The sequence below is a fragment of the Stenotrophomonas forensis genome, from assembly GCF_028752115.1.
Classification (GTDB): domain Bacteria; phylum Pseudomonadota; class Gammaproteobacteria; order Xanthomonadales; family Xanthomonadaceae; genus Stenotrophomonas; species Stenotrophomonas forensis.
Map to the genome: position 1 here is coordinate 618339 of NZ_CP082270.1, position 16835 is coordinate 635173.

Below are 16835 nucleotides of genomic sequence, written 5' to 3' on the forward strand. Positions count from 1 at the left end.
ATGACGTATTTCCTGCCGCGCCGGCTGCCACGCCCGCGCCTGCACGGCAGGCGCGCGGCGGGACTGTCGCTGCTGGAAATGCTGCTGGTGATCGCGCTGATCGCGGCCATCGGGCTGATCACCGCCGCCGGGCTGTCGCGGGGTTTTTCAGGCATGCAGCTGCGCAGCGCCGGCAAGGACATCGCCAACCAGCTGCGCATGGTGCGCGCGCAGGCGATCGCCCGCGGCGAGCCGCAGCGCTTCGTCATCGAACCGGCGCGACGTCGCTGGGAAGGTGCCAACCAGCGTGTGGGTGAAGTGCCGCCACAGCTGCAGGTGCAGTTCGAAGGCGCCGCGCAGCTGGCCACCGCGCCGGGGCAGGGCGTGATCGAGTTCCATCCGGATGGCGGTTCCAGCGGTGGCCGCATTCGCCTGCAGCGCGACGCTGCCGAATGGCGCATCGATGTCGGCTGGTTGACCGGCGAAGTCCGTTCCGGCCCCTGGCGGGAACAATGAAGCGCAGCGCACGTGGCTTCACCCTGCTGGAAGTGATCATCGCCTTCGCCCTGCTCGGGTTGGCGCTGACCCTGCTGCTGGGAAGCCTCTCCGGTGGTGCGAAGCAGGTGCGCGAGGCCGAGGTGCGTACGCGTGCGGTGCTGCATGCGCAGTCGCTGCTGGCCGAAGCCGGCGTGGCCTCGCCGTTGCAGGTCGGCAGCCAGCAGGGTGACTGGGAGCAGGGGCGCTACCACTGGGAACTGCAGGTGCAGCCGTGGGTGGAGCCGCGAGCCGGCAACCAGGCGCAAACGCAGGCACCGGGAATGCCGTGGCTGGCCGAACTGCAGCTGCAGGTGCGCTGGGGCGACAGCGAACGCGAGCAGCTTCGTTGGCGCAGCCTGCGCCTGTTGCCGCCGGACCTGGAGAACGCGCGATGAAGCGCGGCGCCGCAGGCTTCACCCTGGTGGAAGTGATGCTGGCGACGGTGCTGCTGGCCGGGGGCCTGGCGCTGGCGTTCGCCAGCGTGCGCTCGGCGATGGCGGTCAGCCAGCGCGGCGAGCAGATCGCCGCCGAGAGCGAGCGCATGCGTGCGGTGGAAGCGCTGTTGCGGCGGCAGCTGTCCGCGGCGCTGCGTACGCCGCTGGAAGCGCCGGACCCTACCCGCGAGCCGATCTTCTTCCAGGGCGAAGAGCAGCGCATGCTGTTCGCGGCCGATCTGCCGGGCTACCTCGGCCGCGGCGGTGCCTACCTGCACGCGCTGCAGGTGGAAGGCCGCAGCGGCCAGCAGCGCCTGCTGCTGGACCTGGTGCTGCTGCAGGAAGGCGAGCACATCGCCGAAAACCCGCCGCGTCCGCCGGAGGTGCTGGTGGACAACCTGAAGTCGGTGCAGCTGCGCTACCGCGGCATCGATGCCAGCACCGGCCAGGTGACCGACTGGATGCCACGCTGGGACGACACGCGGCGCCTGCCGATGCTGGTGGAGATCCAGATCGTGCCGGCCAAGGGCACGCCCTGGCCGGCGCTGGTGGTGGCGCCGCGCGCCGGTGGCAGCGGAGGTGCGCGATGAACCGGGTGCGGGGCGCGGCGCTGGTGCTGGTGCTGTGGCTGATCGCGCTGATGACGGCGCTGGTGGGTGCGTTCGCACTGAGCGCGCGCGTCGAGCATCTGCAGCAGCAGGTGCTCGATGGCGACGCGCGGGGCCAGGAACGCGCGCGCGCGGGCATGGAATATGCGCTGATGCGCCTGTCCGCCGACCCGCAGCGGGCACCCTGGCGCGCCGACGGCCGCACGTACCGCTGGCAGTTCGATGACGCCAACATCGAGATCACGGTGCTCGACGAGAACGGCAAGATCAATCTGAACCTGGCCGACGTGGCACTGCTGGAGGCGTTCCTGAAGGCGCTGGGCGAGGAAGACGGCAGTGCCCGGCAGCTGGCCGGGGCCATCGTCGACTGGCGTGACGAAGACAGCCTGCTGCAGCCCGGCGGCGGCGCCGAGGCGCCCGACTACGCCGCGGCGGGGCTGCCTTACGGCCCGCGCAACAGACGTTTCGAGACCCTGGGCGAGCTGCAGCGGGTGCTGGGCATGCGCGGTCCGCTGTACCGGGCCATGCTTCCGCACCTGACCCTGTACAGCCGCCAGTCGCGGCCGGATCCGCAGTTTGCCAGCGCGCCGGTGCTGACCGCATTGGGCCTGGATGCGGACACCCTGCTGGCCCAGCGCGCCCAGCAGGAGCGTGACGCCGATTCCGCTGCGGGTGCGTCAACGCTTGCCAGCAGCAGTGGCACCTATAGTATCGAGTCCCGTGTCACCGACGGCAGTGGACGCCGCTCAGTGCTGCAGGCAGTGGTACGCAACGGCTCGGGCGGGGTTCCCGGGCGGACCTACACAGTGCTTCGCTGGGAGCAGGGAATGACAGCAAGATGACGGCGTGGCAGGACAGTCTGCGACAGGTGCAGGGCCGGATCGGTCCTGGCGCCGGCCGTTTCCTGCGCTGGTGGCGGCAGTCGTTGCTGGCATGGGTACCGGTTCGTTGGCAGTGGGCGCTGGGTTGGGCGCAGGCACGCCTGCTGCTGCAGCGTGAGGGCGACCAGCTGCAGGTCTGGCGCGAGGCCGGTGAGCGCCGAGAGTCCGTGGCGCGGCTGCCGTGGCCACTGTCGCCGGCCGAGCTGGACCGGGTCCTGGAAGCACGCCTGCGCAGCCTGCCGCGCGTGTGGCTGCTGCCTGCCAGCGATGTGCTGCGTCGCCATCTGCGGTTGCCGGCCGCCGCCGCCGACCGCCTGCGTGCGGTGGTCGGCTTCGAGATCGACCGCCAGACGCCGTTCGAATCCAGCCAGGTCAGCTATGACGTGCGCGAGCTCGGAGCGGCAGGCGAGGGCCAGCTGCAGGTCGAACTGGTGGCCTGGCCGCTGCGCCAGCTGGACGCCTGGCGCGGCAGCGTGGGCCCCTGGGCCGATGCGTTGGCCGGTGTAGATGCCATCGACGCGCAGGGCAACACGCTGCAGGTGAACCTGCTGCCGCCCGCGCAGCGCCAGCTGCAGGCAGATCCGATGCGGCGCTGGAACCTGCTGCTGGGTGTGGCTGCCGTGGTGATGCTGGTGCTTGCCGGCCTGCAACTGCTGGACAACCGACGCGCAGCGGCCGACGAACTGCGTGCCCAGGTGGAACGCAGCGCGCGCAGTGCGCGCAGCGTAGCCAGTGAGCGCGCGCAGCTGCAGGCGCTGATCGACGGTGCCGCGTTCCTGGAAAAGCAGCGCAGCCAGCGTGCTGGCACGGTCGACATCTGGACCGAGTTGACCCGGCGCCTGCCGGAGGGCACCTATCTGGAAAAGCTCGCCATCGAGAACAACAACCTGCAGCTGATCGGGCTCAGCCGCGAAGCCTCGCAGCTGGTGCAGCTGCTGCAGGACGCACCGCAGTGGCGCAAGGTCAATCTGACCGGTGTATTGCAGGCCGACGGCGCTGCCAGTGGCCGTGATCGTTTCACCATGACCGCGGAACTGCGGCCGTTGCCGGCGGCTGCCCCGACCCGGGAGGCGGCCGATGCCGATGCCAAGCGCACGCCGTGACCGCTGGCTGGCACTGGCACTGCTGCTGGCAGTGCTGGGCCTGGCCTACCTGTTGCTGGTGCACCCGTGGTTCACCCAGCCCCTGCGCGAGATCGATGCTGATGTCGCGGCACTGCGCGAGCGCGAGGCGCGCGTGCAGGCGCAGCTGCAGCAGCAGCCGCAGATCGAACAGCGCCTGCGCGCCACCCGCGAAGCGTTGCAGCAGCGCCCCGGTTTCCTGCATGAAGCCACCGCCGAAGCCGCCGCTGCCGCGCTGGGCGCGAAGCTGCAGGATGCGGTGGCGATGGCCAGCCCGGGCAACCGCAGCTGCACCATCAGCAACCGTACGCCGCTGACCGACAACCGGCGCGATGCCGAGTTCGTGCGCGTCGCCATGCAGGTGCGCCTGCGCTGTGGCGTCGCCGAACTGGCCACGGTGCTGCACAGCCTGGAGACCGGCAGCCCGCGCCTGTTCGTCGACAACCTCAACCTGATCGCGCAGCGCTTCCAGCAGTCACCGAATGAATCCGGCCTGGGCCTGGATGTGTCATTCGAACTGGCGGGCTATCTGTTGCCGGGTGCGGCGACCGATGCGGCCACGCCGGCCCCGGCGACCGAACCGGCCGCGCAGCCGCAGCCGTCCCCGGCGGCCGCGGCGCCCGCCCCGGCGGCGCCGGCCGAGGGGCAGGAGGTGGCCGATGAAACTTGAGCAGATCAGCCTGCGCACCGGCTTCCTGCTGGCGTTGGCGGGTTGGGCGGCGGCGATCTGGCTGGCCACCGGCTTCGGCCTTGGCAGCCAGTTGCCGGGCGCCGACGGCGATGCGGATGCAGCGCCGTCGTTGCCGGCGCTGCCAGCCTTGGCCGCCGAGCGCATGGCCAGCGCAGACAGCTACAGCGCGATCGGCGAACGCCCGCTGTTCGCCGAAGACCGCAGGCCGCGGCCCTACCTGCTCGGTGGCAGCGAGCCAGCCGCCAGCGCGGCCCTGCGCCTGACCGGCGTGCTGTTGACCGGCAATTTCAGCATGGCCACCTTCACCACCGAACAGAACCGCTCGGTGCGGCTGCGCCTCAACGGCGATGCGGTGGATGGCTGGCAGCTGGTGGCGCTGGAACCGCGCCGGGCCACGGTGATCGGCCCCGGTGGCAGCCAGGTACTGGAGCTGGCCGTGTTCAATGGCCAGGGCGGTGAACCACCCACCGTACTGCGTGGCGCCAACGGTGCGCCGCCGGCCGGTGCGATCGTGGTACCGCCGCCGGCCGGTGCCCCGCCCGCGCCGCCGCCTGCTGCGGCAAGTGCGCAGCCACAGCCGCAACCGGCCGGCAGCGTGCCGCCAGCGGCCGCTACACCGCCTGCCAACAACAACGGCCCCAGCGAAGCGCAGATGCAGGCCATCCGCGAACGCATCCAGGCCCGTCGCCGCCAGCTGCAGCAACAACAGCAGCAACAACCGTCGCCGCCCCCAGGCGATGGCACCAACCGATAGAGTGAATGCATGAGCCTGCGTTTTCTTCCCTGGTCCTTTGCCCTCGCGCTGCTGGTCGGCTGCAGCACCGTGTCCGCGCCGCACGTGCAGCGCAAGGGCAACCTGACATCCACCACCGAGGCCGGACAGGCCGCGGAGGTCGCCGCCGATGCCGCCCGTGATGCCCAGGGGGCCCCGCAGGCGGTGATCCGTCGCGGCACCGGCACCATGATCAACCGCGAAGCGGCACGCGCACCGGCACCGGCACTGCACGGGGCCAGTACCGGCGAGGCGACCTTCAACTTCGAAGGCGAGTCGGTGCATGCGGTGGTCAAGGCCATCCTGGGTGACATGCTGGGCCAGAACTACGTGATCGCACCGGGGGTGCAGGGCACGGTCACGCTGGCCACGCCCAAGCCGGTGTCGCCGGCACAGGCATTGAACCTGCTGGAAATGGTGCTGGGCTGGAACAACGCGCGCATGGTGTACAGCGGCGGCCGCTACAACATCGTCGCCGCCGACCAGGCGCTGGCCGGAACCGTTGCGCCCAGCACCGCGCCGGCGGCCAGCGCGCGCGGCTTCGAAGTGCGGGTGATCCCGCTGCAGTTCATCTCCGCCAGCGAGATGAAGAAGGTGCTGGAGCCGTATGCGCGGCCCAACGCCATCGTCAACGTCGACAGCGGCCGCAACGTGATCACGCTCGGCGGTACCCGCGCCGAGCTGGAAAACTATATGCGCACGGTCGAGATCTTCGACGTCGACTGGCTGTCGGGCATGTCGGTGGGCGTGTTCCCGATCCAGTCGGGCAAGGCCGAGCAGGTCGCCGCCGACCTGGAAAAGGTGTTCGGCGAGGAGAGCAAGACCCCCAGCGCGGGCATGTTCCGCTTCCTGCCGCTGGAGAATGCCAATGCCGTGCTGGTGATCACCCCGCAGGTGCGCTACCTGGACCAGATCCAGCAGTGGCTGGACCGCATCGACACCGCCGGTGGCAGCGCCCGCCTGTTCTCCTATGAACTGCGCTACATCAAGGCGCGCGACCTGGCCGAACGTCTCGGTGAAGCCTTCGCCAGCAGCGGCAACCGCGGCGGCTCCAGCCCGGCATCGTTGGCACCCGGCGCGATTCCGTCGCAGCTGGGCAGCGACGGCGACCGTGGCATGGACAGCAGCAACGGCAGCAGCAACTTCGGCTCGACCTCCGGCAGCAGCACCGGGGGCAGCAACAACGGCAGCATGAACCTGCCGCAGCGCCAGTCCGGCAATGTCAGCGTCAGCCTGGAAGTGGAAGGCGACCGCGTGGGCGTGTCGGCGGTGGAGGAAACCAACACCCTGCTGGTGCGCTCGACCCCGCAGGCCTGGCGCTCGATCCGCGAAGTGATCGAGAAGCTGGACGTGATGCCACTGCAGGTGCACATCGAAGCGCAGGTGGCCGAGGTCGCGCTGACCGGCGACCTGAAGTACGGCGTCAACTGGTTCTTCGACAATGCGGTGCTCGGGCAGAAACTGACCGGCGCATTGGGCGGCGTGACCCTGCCGGCCGCAGCCGGCGGTTCCTGGAGCAGCTTCGCGGGCGCGGTGACCGGCGCCGATGGCCTGGGCTGGGCGTTCACCGGCCACAACGGCGCGGCGGTGGTGAGCGCGCTGGACAAGGTCACCGATGTGCGCCTGCTGCAGACGCCTTCGGTGTTCGTGCGCAACAACGCCGAGGCCACGCTCAATGTCGGCGACAAGGTGCCGATCAACACCACCACGGTGAACACCGGCGTGGGCACCAGCAGCTATAGCTCGGTGCAGTACATCGATACCGGCGTGATCCTCAAGGTGCGCCCGCGGGTGACCCGTGATGGCACGGTGTTCCTGGACATCGTGCAGGAAGTCAGCAGTGCCTCGGACGTGCCGGAGACCTGCAACCCGACCGAGCGCAACTGCAACCCGCGCATCTCGACCAAGAAGCTGTCCACCGAAGCGGCGGTACAGAGCGGCGACACCATCATGCTGGCCGGCCTGATCACCGATTCGGCCACCGATGGCAGCAGCGGCATCCCGGGCCTGAGCAAGATCCCGGTGGTCGGTGCGTTGTTCGGGCAGAAGACCCGCACCAGCCGTCGTTCGGAAGTGATCGTGCTGCTGACCCCGACCATCGTCCGCAACGCCCAGGAATCGCGCAACCTGACCGACGAGTACAGCCAGCGCTTCCGGGCGATGGAGCCGCTGAACCAGCCGCGCGCGAAGAAGTAAGGGGTTTGCGGCCGGGCGGCGCCCGGCACCCGCAGAGGCCGAAGCTGGAGCAACAGCAACAGCAACAGCAACAGCAACAGCAACGGCGGGCTACTGAGGGATGGCGGGGCGGTGTCGGATTGCGGGGACGCCGTAAACCCATCCCTGGGGGCTTGGCCGCGGCATCCATGCCGCGGACACCCCGCAATCCGACACCGCCCCGCCTCTGACAATTTCCTGCGGCCGTGGGTAGGTGTCGACCTTGGTCGACACGTAGATCCACGCGATGCGTGGATGACTCTCCATCGAAATCGAATATTTTGATATCTGTGAGATCTGAGCCGAGCATGGCTCGGCTCTACAGAAAGCAAGGCCCGACAGGTCGCAGAAATCTGTCGAAGGCGGGGTGGGTCCGGTTGCGGGGGCGTGAGCCGCATGGATGCGGCGACCGAGCCTACAAGGGTGAGGGCGCTTTGCTTGCGAAGCACTGCTTCGCAAGCGCCCGAACGCACAGCCGCCAGCGGCTGGGCCGGACCCCGGAGGGGGGTTTACGGCGTCCCCCGCAACCGGACCCACCCCGCCAACCCCAGGAACCCGCTCTGGCTCTTGCTTCGGCTCTGGCCTCTGCAGGTGCCGGGTGCAACCCGGCCGATACCCTGCCAGTGCTAGGCTGTGGGCACCGACAACCACGGAGGCGGGATGGGGGCGATCGTGTTGTTGCCGCTGTGCGTGGACGACGCTGCGCTCGACCGCTGCCTGGCGGCGCTGGATGCCGGCACCGCACCGGGTACCGCGGTCTGGCTGGCCGACGATGCGCAGACCGGTCCGCGCGCGCAGGCGGTGGTGGAGCACTGGTTGGCACATACGCCGCTGCAGGCTGAATACACCCGGCGTGCACGGCCACTGGGCGAAGTCGCCCACCTTGATGAAATGCTGCGGGCCTGCGATGGCCTGGACGTAGCGGTGCTGGCACCGGACAGCGTGCCGGCGCCGGGCTGGCTTCAGCAGCTGCAGGACGCCTTCGCCCGCGATGCCGCCATCGCCACCGCGACACCGTGGTGCAATGCCGGGGAAACGGCGGCCTGGCCTCGGCTGGGCGAGATCAATCCCGAACCCCAGGACCCGGCCGTGCTGGCGCACACCTGTGCCACACTGCCGACGCTGCATCCGGAACTGCCTTCGGCGGTCACCCATGCGGTACTGGTGCGCGGCAATGCGCGCCGTCGCGCCGGTGGCCTGGACGTGGACAGCTACGCCGGCTGGAACGCCGCACTGGTCGATCTCAGCCTGCGCATGGCCGGGCTGGGATGGCGCAACGTGCTGTGCGAGACCGCCTTCGTCAGCCGGGCAGGGGAGGCGATCAGCCGCGACGGTGATCTTGAAGCGCTGGCCGCGCGCTGGCCGGGCTGGGTGCCGCGGCTGGCCGACTTCCTGATGCATGATCCGCTGCATGGACTGCGTGCCGATCTGCAACAGCGCATGCAGCAGGCGATAATGCCGCGCGAACAGGGCGACCTGTTCGTCCCGCCCGCGCCGGAGCCACCCGTTTGAATGTTGCCATTGCCGCCATCGTCGTCACCTACCAGAGTGGCAGCACCATCGATGCCTGCCTCTCGCGCCTGCGCCAGGCGCAGGATGTGGCCGAGATCCGGGTGATCGACAATGGTTCGCTGGATGGCACGCTGGACATCGTGCAGCGGCATGCCAGCCATGATGCCCGCGTGCGTTTCGTCGGCAATCCGGACAATCCCGGTTTTGCTGCCGCCAACAACCAGGGCGTGGCCGACTCGGCCAGCCCGTGGCTGGCCTTCATCAACCCGGACCTGATGGTCGAAGCGGATACCCTGGCCGAGCTGCGCCGCCGTGCCGAGGCGCTGGGCGATTGCCTGCTCGGCGTCGAGCAGCTGGACGAGCATGGCCAGGCCGACGAGGCGGTACGCCGCCGCGATCCCGATTTCCTGTTGATGCTGCGGTCGCCCGGCCGGGGTTCGAAACTGGCGGTGCCGCGCGATCCGCACCAGGCCCTGCAGCGGGTGCCGGCGCTGTCCGGTGCGTTGCTGATGATGCCGCGCGTCCTGTTCGACCGCATCGGCGGTTGGGATGCGGGCTACCGCCTGCATGCCGAAGACCTGGACCTGTGCCGCCGTGCGCGCGAGGCCGGCGCGGTGGTGGCCATCGCCAACGATCTGCAGGTGACCCACGTGCGCGGTGTCTCCAGCCGCTCGCGGCCGTTCTTCGTCGAATGGCACAAGCACAAGGGCCTGTGGCGCTACTTCCAGAAATTCGAGGCGAAGCAGCGCCCGCTGCCGGTGCGCGCTGCGGTATGGGCGGCGATCTGGGCGCATGCGCTGATGCTGGTGCCGCGCCTGCTGCGCAGGTCGCTGTAGAGGCGCGCCCACGCTCGGCTCAGGCAACGATCCAGCCGAGCATGGCTCGGCTCTACAGACGGGGGGGCAGGCGCCCCGGTTCACCCGGGCGGGCGCATAATCCGCCCCATGCCTATCATCCAGTCCCTGCTCGACACCGACCTGTACAAGTTCACCATGATGCAGGCGGTGCTCCATCAGCATCCCGGCGCCCAGGTGCAGTACCGGTTCAAGTGCCGCACCCCCGGCATCGACCTGGCCCGCTACATCGACCAGATCGACGAAGAGATCGACCACCTGTGCACCCTGCGCTTCAGTGACGCAGAGCTGGACTACATGCGGGGCCTGCGCTTCGTAAAGCCGGACTTCGCCGATTTCCTCGGCCTGTTCCATCTCGACCGCAAGTACATCCAGCTGCGCGCGTCGAAGGCGGTGCCTGGCGAGATCGAGCTGGACATCACCGGCCCGTGGCTGCACACCATCCTGTTCGAAGTGCCGCTGCTGGCGATCATCAACGAAGTCTGGTTCCGCAACACCACCACGGCCGACTTCGCCGAGGGCGAGCGCCGGCTGCAGGCCAAGGCCGCGCTGCTGCGCGATACCCCCGGCTTCGAGCAATGCCGCATTGCCGACTACGGCAGCCGCCGCCGCTACTCGCTTGACTGGCACGCGCGCCTGCTGCCGTTGCTGCGCGATGCCCTTGGCCCGCAGCTGGTCGGCACCAGCAACGTTCACTTCGCCCGGCTGTACGGCATGACCCCGCACGGCACCATGGCCCATGAGTACCTGCAGGCGTTCCAGGCGCTGGGCCCGCGCCTGCGCGACTCACAGGTGGCGGCACTGGAATCGTGGGCGCGCGAGTACCGCGGCGACCTCGGCATCGCGCTGTCCGACGTGGTCGGCCTGGACGCGTTCCTGCGCGACTTCGACATGTACTTCTGCAAGCTGTTCGACGGCGTCCGCCATGATTCGGGCGATCCGTTCGACTGGGGCGACCGCATGCTGGCGCACTTCCAGCAGCGCCGCGTCGATCCGCGCAGCAAGGTGCTGGTGTTCAGCGATGGGCTCGACATTCCCAAGGTGATGCGCCTGTACGACTACTTCCGTGGTCGCTGCCAGGTCGCATTCGGCGTCGGCACCCACCTGACCAATGATCTGGGCCCGACGCCGCTCAACATCGTCATCAAGATGGTCCGCTGCAATGGCCAGCCGGTGGCCAAGCTCAGCGATTCGCCGGGCAAGAGCATGTGCGACGACCCGGGTTACCTGGCTTACCTGCGCCAGGTCTTCGAGCTGCCGCAGCCGGAATGACCGCGCCGTTGGGGGCGGGCGCTTACAGGTAGTCGACGACCACCAGATAGGCGCCCTGCAGCGGCTGCTGCTGCGAAGCCTGGACGCGGTAGCGTTCGGAGAAGGCGATATCGCCGGCGCGCATCGCGCTGGCCGACACCGACAGCTTCTGGCCCTGGCGCTTGCCGTCGCGCAGCGTCGCAGCCTGGCCATCGGCCAGCGCCGTCACTTCCACCGTCGAACCCTTGGCCGACGGCGGGCAGGCCGCCAGGCTCAGTTCGCCCTGGGACAGGTTCGTCGTGCAGCCCGGCTCGGCGATGCGGCCGCTGAAACGGATGCTGCCGCTGCTGGCCTGGGCCAGCGCACTGACGGACATCAGGGCCACGCACAGCAGAATGGAGTTCCTCATGACACGTTCTCTGGTTCGGTGTGTCCTAGTTAGCGACAGCTTCGATCAGCCTTTAATAGGACGAGTTCGAATCTGCTAGGGCCATCACCAAGAAAGAGTGATGCACATCAAAGAAGCTGATTTCCGCCTGAAAAAGGCCGGATTCCCTGCATGCCGGATGCGTCACTCGATACGTCATCGAACGTCGTTTGCGGCCCGCCAGGGCCCGCGTCAAATCCTCCACGCCCCACAGGGCGCCATTTCGCTTAGCACGTCACATTTGTGCCGTCAATAAATTGGCGTTCATAAAAATAATGAGACTTTCATCACACTTGTGCCTATACTTGCGTCACGGATTCAGGGGAAGGTATGTCCGAGTCCGGCCACAGGTGAGACGCAAGGATGGGTCTTGTTAGCCCGGCAGTGCTCCTTGCTTCCTCCTCTACTTCTCATCTCTTCAGTAGGGTTAGGTAAAAGCGAATGCACAAGAACACTCTCATCGCCGCTCTGATGCTGGCCGCCGCTCCGCTGGCCGCCAACGCCGCCGACGGCACCATCACCTTCAATGGCAAGGTCACCGACAAGACCTGCACCATCTCGACCCCGGGCGGCAAGGACTTCGCCGTCAACCTGCCGACCGTGTCCAAGAACACCCTGGCCACCGCCGGTTCCGTTGCGGGGCGTACCCCGTTCGCCATCAACCTGACCAAGTGCAGCGCCGGCAACGTCGCCACCTACTTCGAGCCGGGTTCGACCGTCGACTTCAACAGCGGCCGCCTGGTCAACCAGGCCTCGGCCAACGCTGCCACCAACGTGCAGCTGCAGCTGCTGGGTTCCAACAACCAGTTCCTGCCGATCAAGGCTGCCGGCGCTGGCCTGGCCCAGACCAACTCGCAGTGGGTCACCGTCGGCACCGACGGCTCGGCCGACCTGAACTACTACGCTGAGTACTACGCCACTGCCGCCGCCACCCCGGGCGACGTCACCAGCAGCGTCAAGTACACGATCATCTACAACTGATCGTCGCCGTACCCGCATTGGCCGGCGTACGCGCCGGCCAGTGCTCCGCGGCCTTTGGCCACACCTCTCGAGCGTAGTACTTCCGATGAAAGCATTCTTTCCCCGGGCGCTGCTGCTGGCAGCGTTCACGCTGCCCTTCTGCCAGGACGCACTGGCCGGCGTGGTGGTCAATGGCACGCGGGTGATCTACCCGGCGCAGGCGCGCGAAGTCACCGTGCAGGTCGACAACGTGGGCGACTCGCCGGCCCTGGTGCAGGCCTGGATCGACAGTGGCGATGCCAACCAGACCGCCGATACCAGTGATGCCCCGTTCGTGCTGACGCCGCCGATCGCGCGCGTCGAGCCGGGCCGCAGCCAGGCGCTGCGCGTGATCTTCTCCGGTGCGCAACTGCCGGCCGACCGTGAGTCGGTGTTCTGGCTGAACGTGCTGGATGTGCCGCCGTCGCCGGACAACGCCGACAACACGGGCGAACAGAATTACCTGCAGGTCGCGTTCCGTTCGCGCCTGAAGCTCTTTTACCGGCCGCAGGGCCTGAAGGGCGTTGCCAACGACGCACCGGCAGCGCTGCGCTGGACCCGCACGGGCGACCGCCTGCGCGTGGAAAACCCCAGTCCGTTCCACGTCACGCTGGCCGAAGTGCATGCCGTGACCGGCAGCAGCGAAAAGGCCGTCGAGGACAAGGGCGCAATGGTCGCGCCGAAGCAGAGCCTGGAGTTCGCCGCGCCGGCGGGCACCGACCAGGTGCGCTTCATCACCATCAACGATTACGGCGGTCGGGTGGAACACACGATCCGCCTCGGCAGCACCGGGGGCTGAACGCGCCGCGCCGGCCCAGGGCCAGCGCATCCCGCCACCGCCGCCGCGCGGCGAATTGAAGGAATGTCAGTGTGATCGGAAACAGATTGACATTGTCGATCCACCAGGCGATCTGCCTGTTGGCTGCTGGCGTGGCCTGCCCAGGATGGGCATTGGCAGCGCCGGCCAATCTGGGCGAGCAGGCGCTGATGGCGCAGAGCGGCGCAGCCAATGCGCGTGCCCCGGAATCGGCCCAGTTCAATTCCAGCTTCCTGTCCGGCCAGGCCAAGCAGGTTGACCTGGCGGCCTTCAGCAATGGCAACCCGATGGTGGCCGGCACCTACCGCGTCGACGTCTACGTCAACGGCGGCTGGCAGGGCCGTCGCGACCTGCAGTTCAAGGCCGATGCGCAGGGCCATGTCGATGCGTGCCTGCCGCTGCCGATGCTGGAAGAAATGGGCGTGGACAGCGAGGCCGTGCTGCTGCAGCAGGACCCGACGCTGCCGACCGACAAGACCAGCTGCGTGCCGGTGCAGAAGCGCATGGCCAATGCCTACGGCATCTATGACAGTGGCAACCTGCGCTACGACCTCAGCATTCCGCAGGTGTTCCTGCGCCGCGAAGCGCGCGGCTACGTCAACCCGGCGTTGTGGGACCGTGGCATCAACGCCGGCTTCGTCGGCTACAGCTTCAATGCCATCGACAGCGACAGCCGCGTCGAAGGTGGCCAGCGCAACCGCAGCGCCTACCTCGGCCTCAATGCCGGCCTGAACCTGGGCGGCTGGCAGTTCCGCCACGACTCGAACCTGACCTGGTCCGAGGGCGATGGCCGCCACTGGCAGAGCATTGCCACCTACGCACAGCGCGGCATCCCGCAGGTGCGCGGCATGCTCACCATCGGTGAGGCCTACACCACCGGCGAACTGTTCGATTCGATCGGCTACCGCGGCGCCAGCCTGGCCAGCGACGACCGCATGCTGCCCGACTCGCTGCGCGGCTACGCGCCGGTCGTGCGCGGCATCGCCGAAACCAACGCGCGCGTTGAAGTGCGCCAGAACCAGCAGCTGATCTATTCCTCCACCGTGTCGCCGGGCAGCTTCGTCATCGACGACCTGTACCCGACCGGCTACGGCGGCGACCTGGAAGTGAGCGTGATCGAGGCCGATGGCCGCCGCCGCGAATTCAAGGTGCCATTCGGCTCGGTGCCGCAGATGCTGCGCGAAGGCGTGTCGCGCTACGCGCTGACCGCCGGCCAGGTCCGCAACAAGCTGCTGGCCGATGAGCCGTGGCTGGTGCAGGGTACCTACCAGCGCGGCATCGGCAACCAGCTGACCCTCTACGGCGGCAGTGCGCTGAGCGATGGCTACCTGTCGCTGCTGTACGGCGTCGGCCTGTCCACGCCGGTCGGTGCGTTCGCCGCCGACGTCACCCATGCGCGCACCTCGTTCGATCACTACGGCAACCACACTGGCGCCAGCGTGCGCTTGAGCTACAGCAACATGATCGGCGAGACCGGGACCAACCTGACCCTGGCCGCGTACCGCTATTCGACCGAAGGCTTCTACAGCCTGCAGGACGCGCTGTATGGCCGGGACTCGGACAAGCGCGGCATCGATCCGACCACCCGTGGCCGCCAGCGCAGCCAGTTCCAGCTGACCCTGAACCAGCCGCTGGGCCGTCGCGGCGGCGCGCTGTACGTGACCGGCTCGGTGCGTGACTTCTACGACCGCGCCGGCACCTCCAAGCAGTACCAGGTCGGCTACAACAACGCCTGGCGTTCGGTGAACTTCGGTTTCTCCGCACTGCGCACCGAAGAAGGCGTGCTCGGTCGTTCCGACACCCAGTACCTGCTGTCGATGAGCGTGCCGCTGGGCCGTGGCACCCACCCGGTGTCGTTCAGTGCCGACCTCGGCATGCGCGACCGCGGCGGCTACGACAACAGCCGCGTCGGCATCACCGGTTCTGCCGGTGTCGACAACAACTTCAGCTACGGCGCGGCCCTGTCCGATTCGCGCGAGGGTGGCACCACCGCCGTCGGCAATGTCGAGTACCGCAGCCGCTACTCGGCACTGAACGCGACCTACAGCCATTCGCGTGACTTCCGCCAGGCCTCGGTCGGTGCCAACGGCAGCGTGGTCGTGCATCCGGGCGGCTTCACCTTCACCCCGCAGCGCGGCGACACCATGGTGCTGGTCGAAGCACCGGGCGCGCGCGATGCCATCGTCAGCAACGCCCCGGGCCTGCGCGTGGACGGCCGCGGTTACGCGGTGGTGCCGTACGTGTCGCCGTACCGCCTCAACACCGTCACCCTCGACCCGCAGGGCATGGCCCACGACGTCGAGCTGGAAAGCACCAGCCAGTCGGTCGCGCCGTTCGCCGGTGCCATCAGCTACCTGCGTTTCGACACCCGCAAGGGCAACGCGCTGCTGATCCAGGTCCGCAACCCCGATGGCCGCAGCATGCCGTTCGGCGCGCAGGTCAAGGATGAGCAGGGCCAGCCGGTGGGCATGGTCAGCCAGGGTGGCCGCCTGTACGTGCGCAGCGAACAGAACCAGGGCCGCCTGCTGGTGGAGTGGGGCGCCGGTGCCGATCAGCGCTGCACCATTGATTACCAGGTTCCGGCGGGCGCCGATGCGTCCAAGACCGGCTTCATTCCGCTGGAGGCAGCATGCCGATGATTCCTTTCCGTGGCCGCAGGCTGCTGGCCACGCTGGCCCTGCTCGGTGGCGCGCTGCTGGCGCAGCAGGCCAGCGCCGCCTGCCGCATCCAGATCAACGGTTTCGTCGCCCAGGATGTGCAGATGGACATGGGCCAGATCGTGATCCTGCCCAGCACGCCGGTCGGTGGTGTGATCAAGGAACTCAGCGTGCCGATCAACCAGCAGAACAACGTCGCCCGTTGTGACTACTGGTACGGCGGCAGCTCGACCGGTGAGTACGTCAACGCGCCGCAGAAGCGGCCGGTGGCCGGCTTCGCCAACGTCTACGAGACCGGCGTTGCCGGTGTGGGCATCCGCCTGTTCCGCGACTCCGGCGCGATCCAGACCTACTACCCGCATTCCATCAACTTCGGCGCCAATTCCACCATCTCGCTGATCGGCGGCCAGTTCCGCATCCAGCTGATCAAGACCGCCGCACAGACCGGTTCGGGCGTGATCGCGCCGAACGGCCGCTTCACCACCTACTACTTCGATGGCGACGGCCCCAGCCGCCCGGTGCTGACCTCGACCTTCCGCGGTTCGGGCACCACCGTGGTCAGCCCGACCTGCGAAGTGGAGGCTGGCAGCCGCAACATCGCCGTTGATTTCGGCAGCGTGCCCAACACCAGCTTCACCGGCGTCGGCTCGCGTGCGGTCGATCGTGACTTCGAGATCCGCCTGAACTGCCAGGGCAGCAACGTTGCGTCTTACCAGAGCAAGATCGGCATCCGCCTCGACGCCGACCAGGACAGTTCGAACATGCCCGGCGTGCTGAAGCTGAGCGCGGCCACCAACAGTGCGACCCGCATCGGCATCCAGATGGTGCAGCGTGATGGCAGCACCGAACGCGAAGTCCGCTTCGGCCAGGCCATCAATGTCGGCACCACCGCGCCGGGTACCAGTGTCATGAGCCTGCCGCTGCGGGCCCGCTATGTGCAGACCCAGGCCGGGACCGTCGGTGCCGGTGTCGCCAACGGGCAGGCAACGTTCACGATCCAGTACGAGTAGCAGCGTTTTTCCATCGCTGAGCACTGCCCCGCACGTCGCCTGTTCCGCAGGCGGCGTTGACTGCGTCTTGA

16 protein-coding genes are annotated in these 16835 nt (G+C 68.2%); 15 read left to right on the forward strand and 1 reads right to left on the reverse strand.

Annotation, left to right across the window (positions count from 1 at the left end; genetic code table 11):
• From xpsH to pncB, 11 genes are all read left to right on the forward strand, one after another.
• Complete coding sequence (gene xpsH / locus K5L94_RS02800) at positions 1 to 495, forward strand: type II secretion system protein XpsH (RefSeq protein ID WP_053448755.1); 495 nt, start codon at positions 1 to 3, stop codon at positions 493 to 495.
• Positions 492 to 911 carry a type II secretion system protein XpsI gene (xpsI, locus tag K5L94_RS02805; protein ID WP_133933769.1) on the forward strand — a complete coding sequence of 140 codons (420 nt, stop codon included), beginning with the start codon at positions 492 to 494 and terminating at the stop codon, positions 909 to 911. The genes xpsH and xpsI overlap by 4 nt, the downstream gene beginning before the upstream one ends.
• A complete protein-coding gene (locus tag K5L94_RS02810; protein ID WP_049456875.1) occupies positions 908 to 1540 on the forward strand; it encodes a type II secretion system protein J in 633 nt (210 codons plus the stop codon). The genes xpsI and K5L94_RS02810 overlap by 4 nt, the downstream gene beginning before the upstream one ends.
• Positions 1537 to 2400 (forward strand): type II secretion system minor pseudopilin, encoded by an 864-nt coding sequence (locus tag K5L94_RS02815; RefSeq protein WP_053448757.1) that lies wholly within the window; start codon positions 1537 to 1539, stop codon positions 2398 to 2400. Before K5L94_RS02810 ends, K5L94_RS02815 begins: the two co-directional genes overlap by 4 nt.
• The gene (locus tag K5L94_RS02820; RefSeq protein WP_274511960.1) at positions 2397 to 3542 is read left to right on the forward strand and encodes a PilN domain-containing protein; all 1146 of its coding nucleotides are present in this window, start codon (positions 2397 to 2399) and stop codon (positions 3540 to 3542) included. The genes K5L94_RS02815 and K5L94_RS02820 overlap by 4 nt, the downstream gene beginning before the upstream one ends.
• The gene (gene gspM, locus K5L94_RS02825; protein WP_164087850.1) at positions 3517 to 4230 is read left to right on the forward strand and encodes a type II secretion system protein GspM; all 714 of its coding nucleotides are present in this window, start codon (positions 3517 to 3519) and stop codon (positions 4228 to 4230) included. Before K5L94_RS02820 ends, gspM begins: the two co-directional genes overlap by 26 nt.
• Positions 4220 to 5005: a general secretion pathway protein GspN gene (locus K5L94_RS02830; protein WP_274511961.1), complete on the forward strand. Its 786-nt coding sequence runs from the start codon at positions 4220 to 4222 to the stop codon at positions 5003 to 5005. The genes gspM and K5L94_RS02830 overlap by 11 nt, the downstream gene beginning before the upstream one ends.
• Before the next feature lie 9 nt (positions 5006 to 5014).
• Positions 5015 to 7219: a type II secretion system secretin GspD gene (gene gspD / locus K5L94_RS02835; protein ID WP_053448761.1), complete on the forward strand. Its 2205-nt coding sequence runs from the start codon at positions 5015 to 5017 to the stop codon at positions 7217 to 7219.
• Between the two features lie 678 nt (positions 7220 to 7897).
• Entirely contained in the window at positions 7898 to 8749 is an 852-nt protein-coding gene (locus tag K5L94_RS02840; protein ID WP_197605671.1) for a glycosyltransferase family 2 protein, read from the forward strand.
• A complete protein-coding gene (locus K5L94_RS02845) occupies positions 8746 to 9585 on the forward strand; it encodes a glycosyltransferase family 2 protein (protein WP_053448762.1) in 840 nt (279 codons plus the stop codon). Before K5L94_RS02840 ends, K5L94_RS02845 begins: the two co-directional genes overlap by 4 nt.
• Before the next feature lie 108 nt (positions 9586 to 9693).
• Positions 9694 to 10875 (forward strand): nicotinate phosphoribosyltransferase, encoded by a 1182-nt coding sequence (pncB, locus tag K5L94_RS02850; protein ID WP_274511962.1) that lies wholly within the window; start codon positions 9694 to 9696, stop codon positions 10873 to 10875.
• A gap of 22 nt (positions 10876 to 10897) precedes the next feature.
• Here the strand turns inward: pncB and K5L94_RS02855 are convergent, their stop codons facing one another.
• The gene (locus K5L94_RS02855) at positions 10898 to 11263 is read right to left on the reverse strand and encodes a hypothetical protein (RefSeq protein ID WP_274511963.1); all 366 of its coding nucleotides are present in this window, start codon (positions 11261 to 11263) and stop codon (positions 10898 to 10900) included.
• Positions 11264 to 11722: 459 nt separating this feature from the next.
• On the opposite strand from K5L94_RS02855, the gene K5L94_RS02860 reads away from it, so the two are divergent.
• The 4 genes from K5L94_RS02860 (at position 11723) to K5L94_RS02875 (ending at position 16764) form a co-directional block, all read left to right on the forward strand.
• A complete protein-coding gene (locus K5L94_RS02860; RefSeq protein WP_164087418.1) occupies positions 11723 to 12262 on the forward strand; it encodes a fimbrial protein in 540 nt (179 codons plus the stop codon).
• An 85-nt stretch (positions 12263 to 12347) separates the two neighbouring features.
• Positions 12348 to 13079 carry a fimbrial biogenesis chaperone gene (locus K5L94_RS02865; protein WP_008266722.1) on the forward strand — a complete coding sequence of 244 codons (732 nt, stop codon included), beginning with the start codon at positions 12348 to 12350 and terminating at the stop codon, positions 13077 to 13079.
• Between the two features lie 92 nt (positions 13080 to 13171).
• On the forward strand, positions 13172 to 15736 hold the full coding sequence (locus tag K5L94_RS02870; RefSeq protein WP_053448764.1) for a fimbria/pilus outer membrane usher protein: 2565 nt from the start codon (positions 13172 to 13174) through the stop codon (positions 15734 to 15736).
• Positions 15727 to 16764: a fimbrial protein gene (locus K5L94_RS02875; protein ID WP_133933779.1), complete on the forward strand. Its 1038-nt coding sequence runs from the start codon at positions 15727 to 15729 to the stop codon at positions 16762 to 16764. Before K5L94_RS02870 ends, K5L94_RS02875 begins: the two co-directional genes overlap by 10 nt.
• Positions 16765 to 16835: the final 71 nt, after the last annotated feature.

Excerpts from the sequence above, each read along its gene's own strand:
- xpsH (WP_053448755.1), top strand. The coding sequence starts at position 1 with ATGACGTATTTCCTGCCGCGCCGGCTGCCACGCCCGCGCCTGCACGGC.
- xpsI (WP_133933769.1), top strand. The coding sequence starts at position 492 with ATGAAGCGCAGCGCACGTGGCTTCACCCTGCTGGAAGTGATCATCGCC.
- K5L94_RS02810 (WP_049456875.1), top strand. The coding sequence starts at position 908 with ATGAAGCGCGGCGCCGCAGGCTTCACCCTGGTGGAAGTGATGCTGGCG.
- K5L94_RS02815 (WP_053448757.1), top strand. The coding sequence starts at position 1,537 with ATGAACCGGGTGCGGGGCGCGGCGCTGGTGCTGGTGCTGTGGCTGATC.
- K5L94_RS02820 (WP_274511960.1), top strand. The coding sequence starts at position 2,397 with ATGACGGCGTGGCAGGACAGTCTGCGACAGGTGCAGGGCCGGATCGGT.
- gspM (WP_164087850.1), top strand. The coding sequence starts at position 3,517 with ATGCCGATGCCAAGCGCACGCCGTGACCGCTGGCTGGCACTGGCACTG.
- K5L94_RS02830 (WP_274511961.1), top strand. The coding sequence starts at position 4,220 with ATGAAACTTGAGCAGATCAGCCTGCGCACCGGCTTCCTGCTGGCGTTG.
- gspD (WP_053448761.1), top strand. The coding sequence starts at position 5,015 with ATGAGCCTGCGTTTTCTTCCCTGGTCCTTTGCCCTCGCGCTGCTGGTC.
- K5L94_RS02840 (WP_197605671.1), top strand. The coding sequence starts at position 7,898 with ATGGGGGCGATCGTGTTGTTGCCGCTGTGCGTGGACGACGCTGCGCTC.
- pncB (WP_274511962.1), top strand. The coding sequence starts at position 9,694 with ATGCCTATCATCCAGTCCCTGCTCGACACCGACCTGTACAAGTTCACC.
- K5L94_RS02855 (WP_274511963.1), bottom strand. The coding sequence starts at position 11,263 with ATGAGGAACTCCATTCTGCTGTGCGTGGCCCTGATGTCCGTCAGTGCG.
- K5L94_RS02860 (WP_164087418.1), top strand. The coding sequence starts at position 11,723 with ATGCACAAGAACACTCTCATCGCCGCTCTGATGCTGGCCGCCGCTCCG.
- K5L94_RS02865 (WP_008266722.1), top strand. The coding sequence starts at position 12,348 with ATGAAAGCATTCTTTCCCCGGGCGCTGCTGCTGGCAGCGTTCACGCTG.
- K5L94_RS02875 (WP_133933779.1), top strand. The coding sequence starts at position 15,727 with ATGCCGATGATTCCTTTCCGTGGCCGCAGGCTGCTGGCCACGCTGGCC.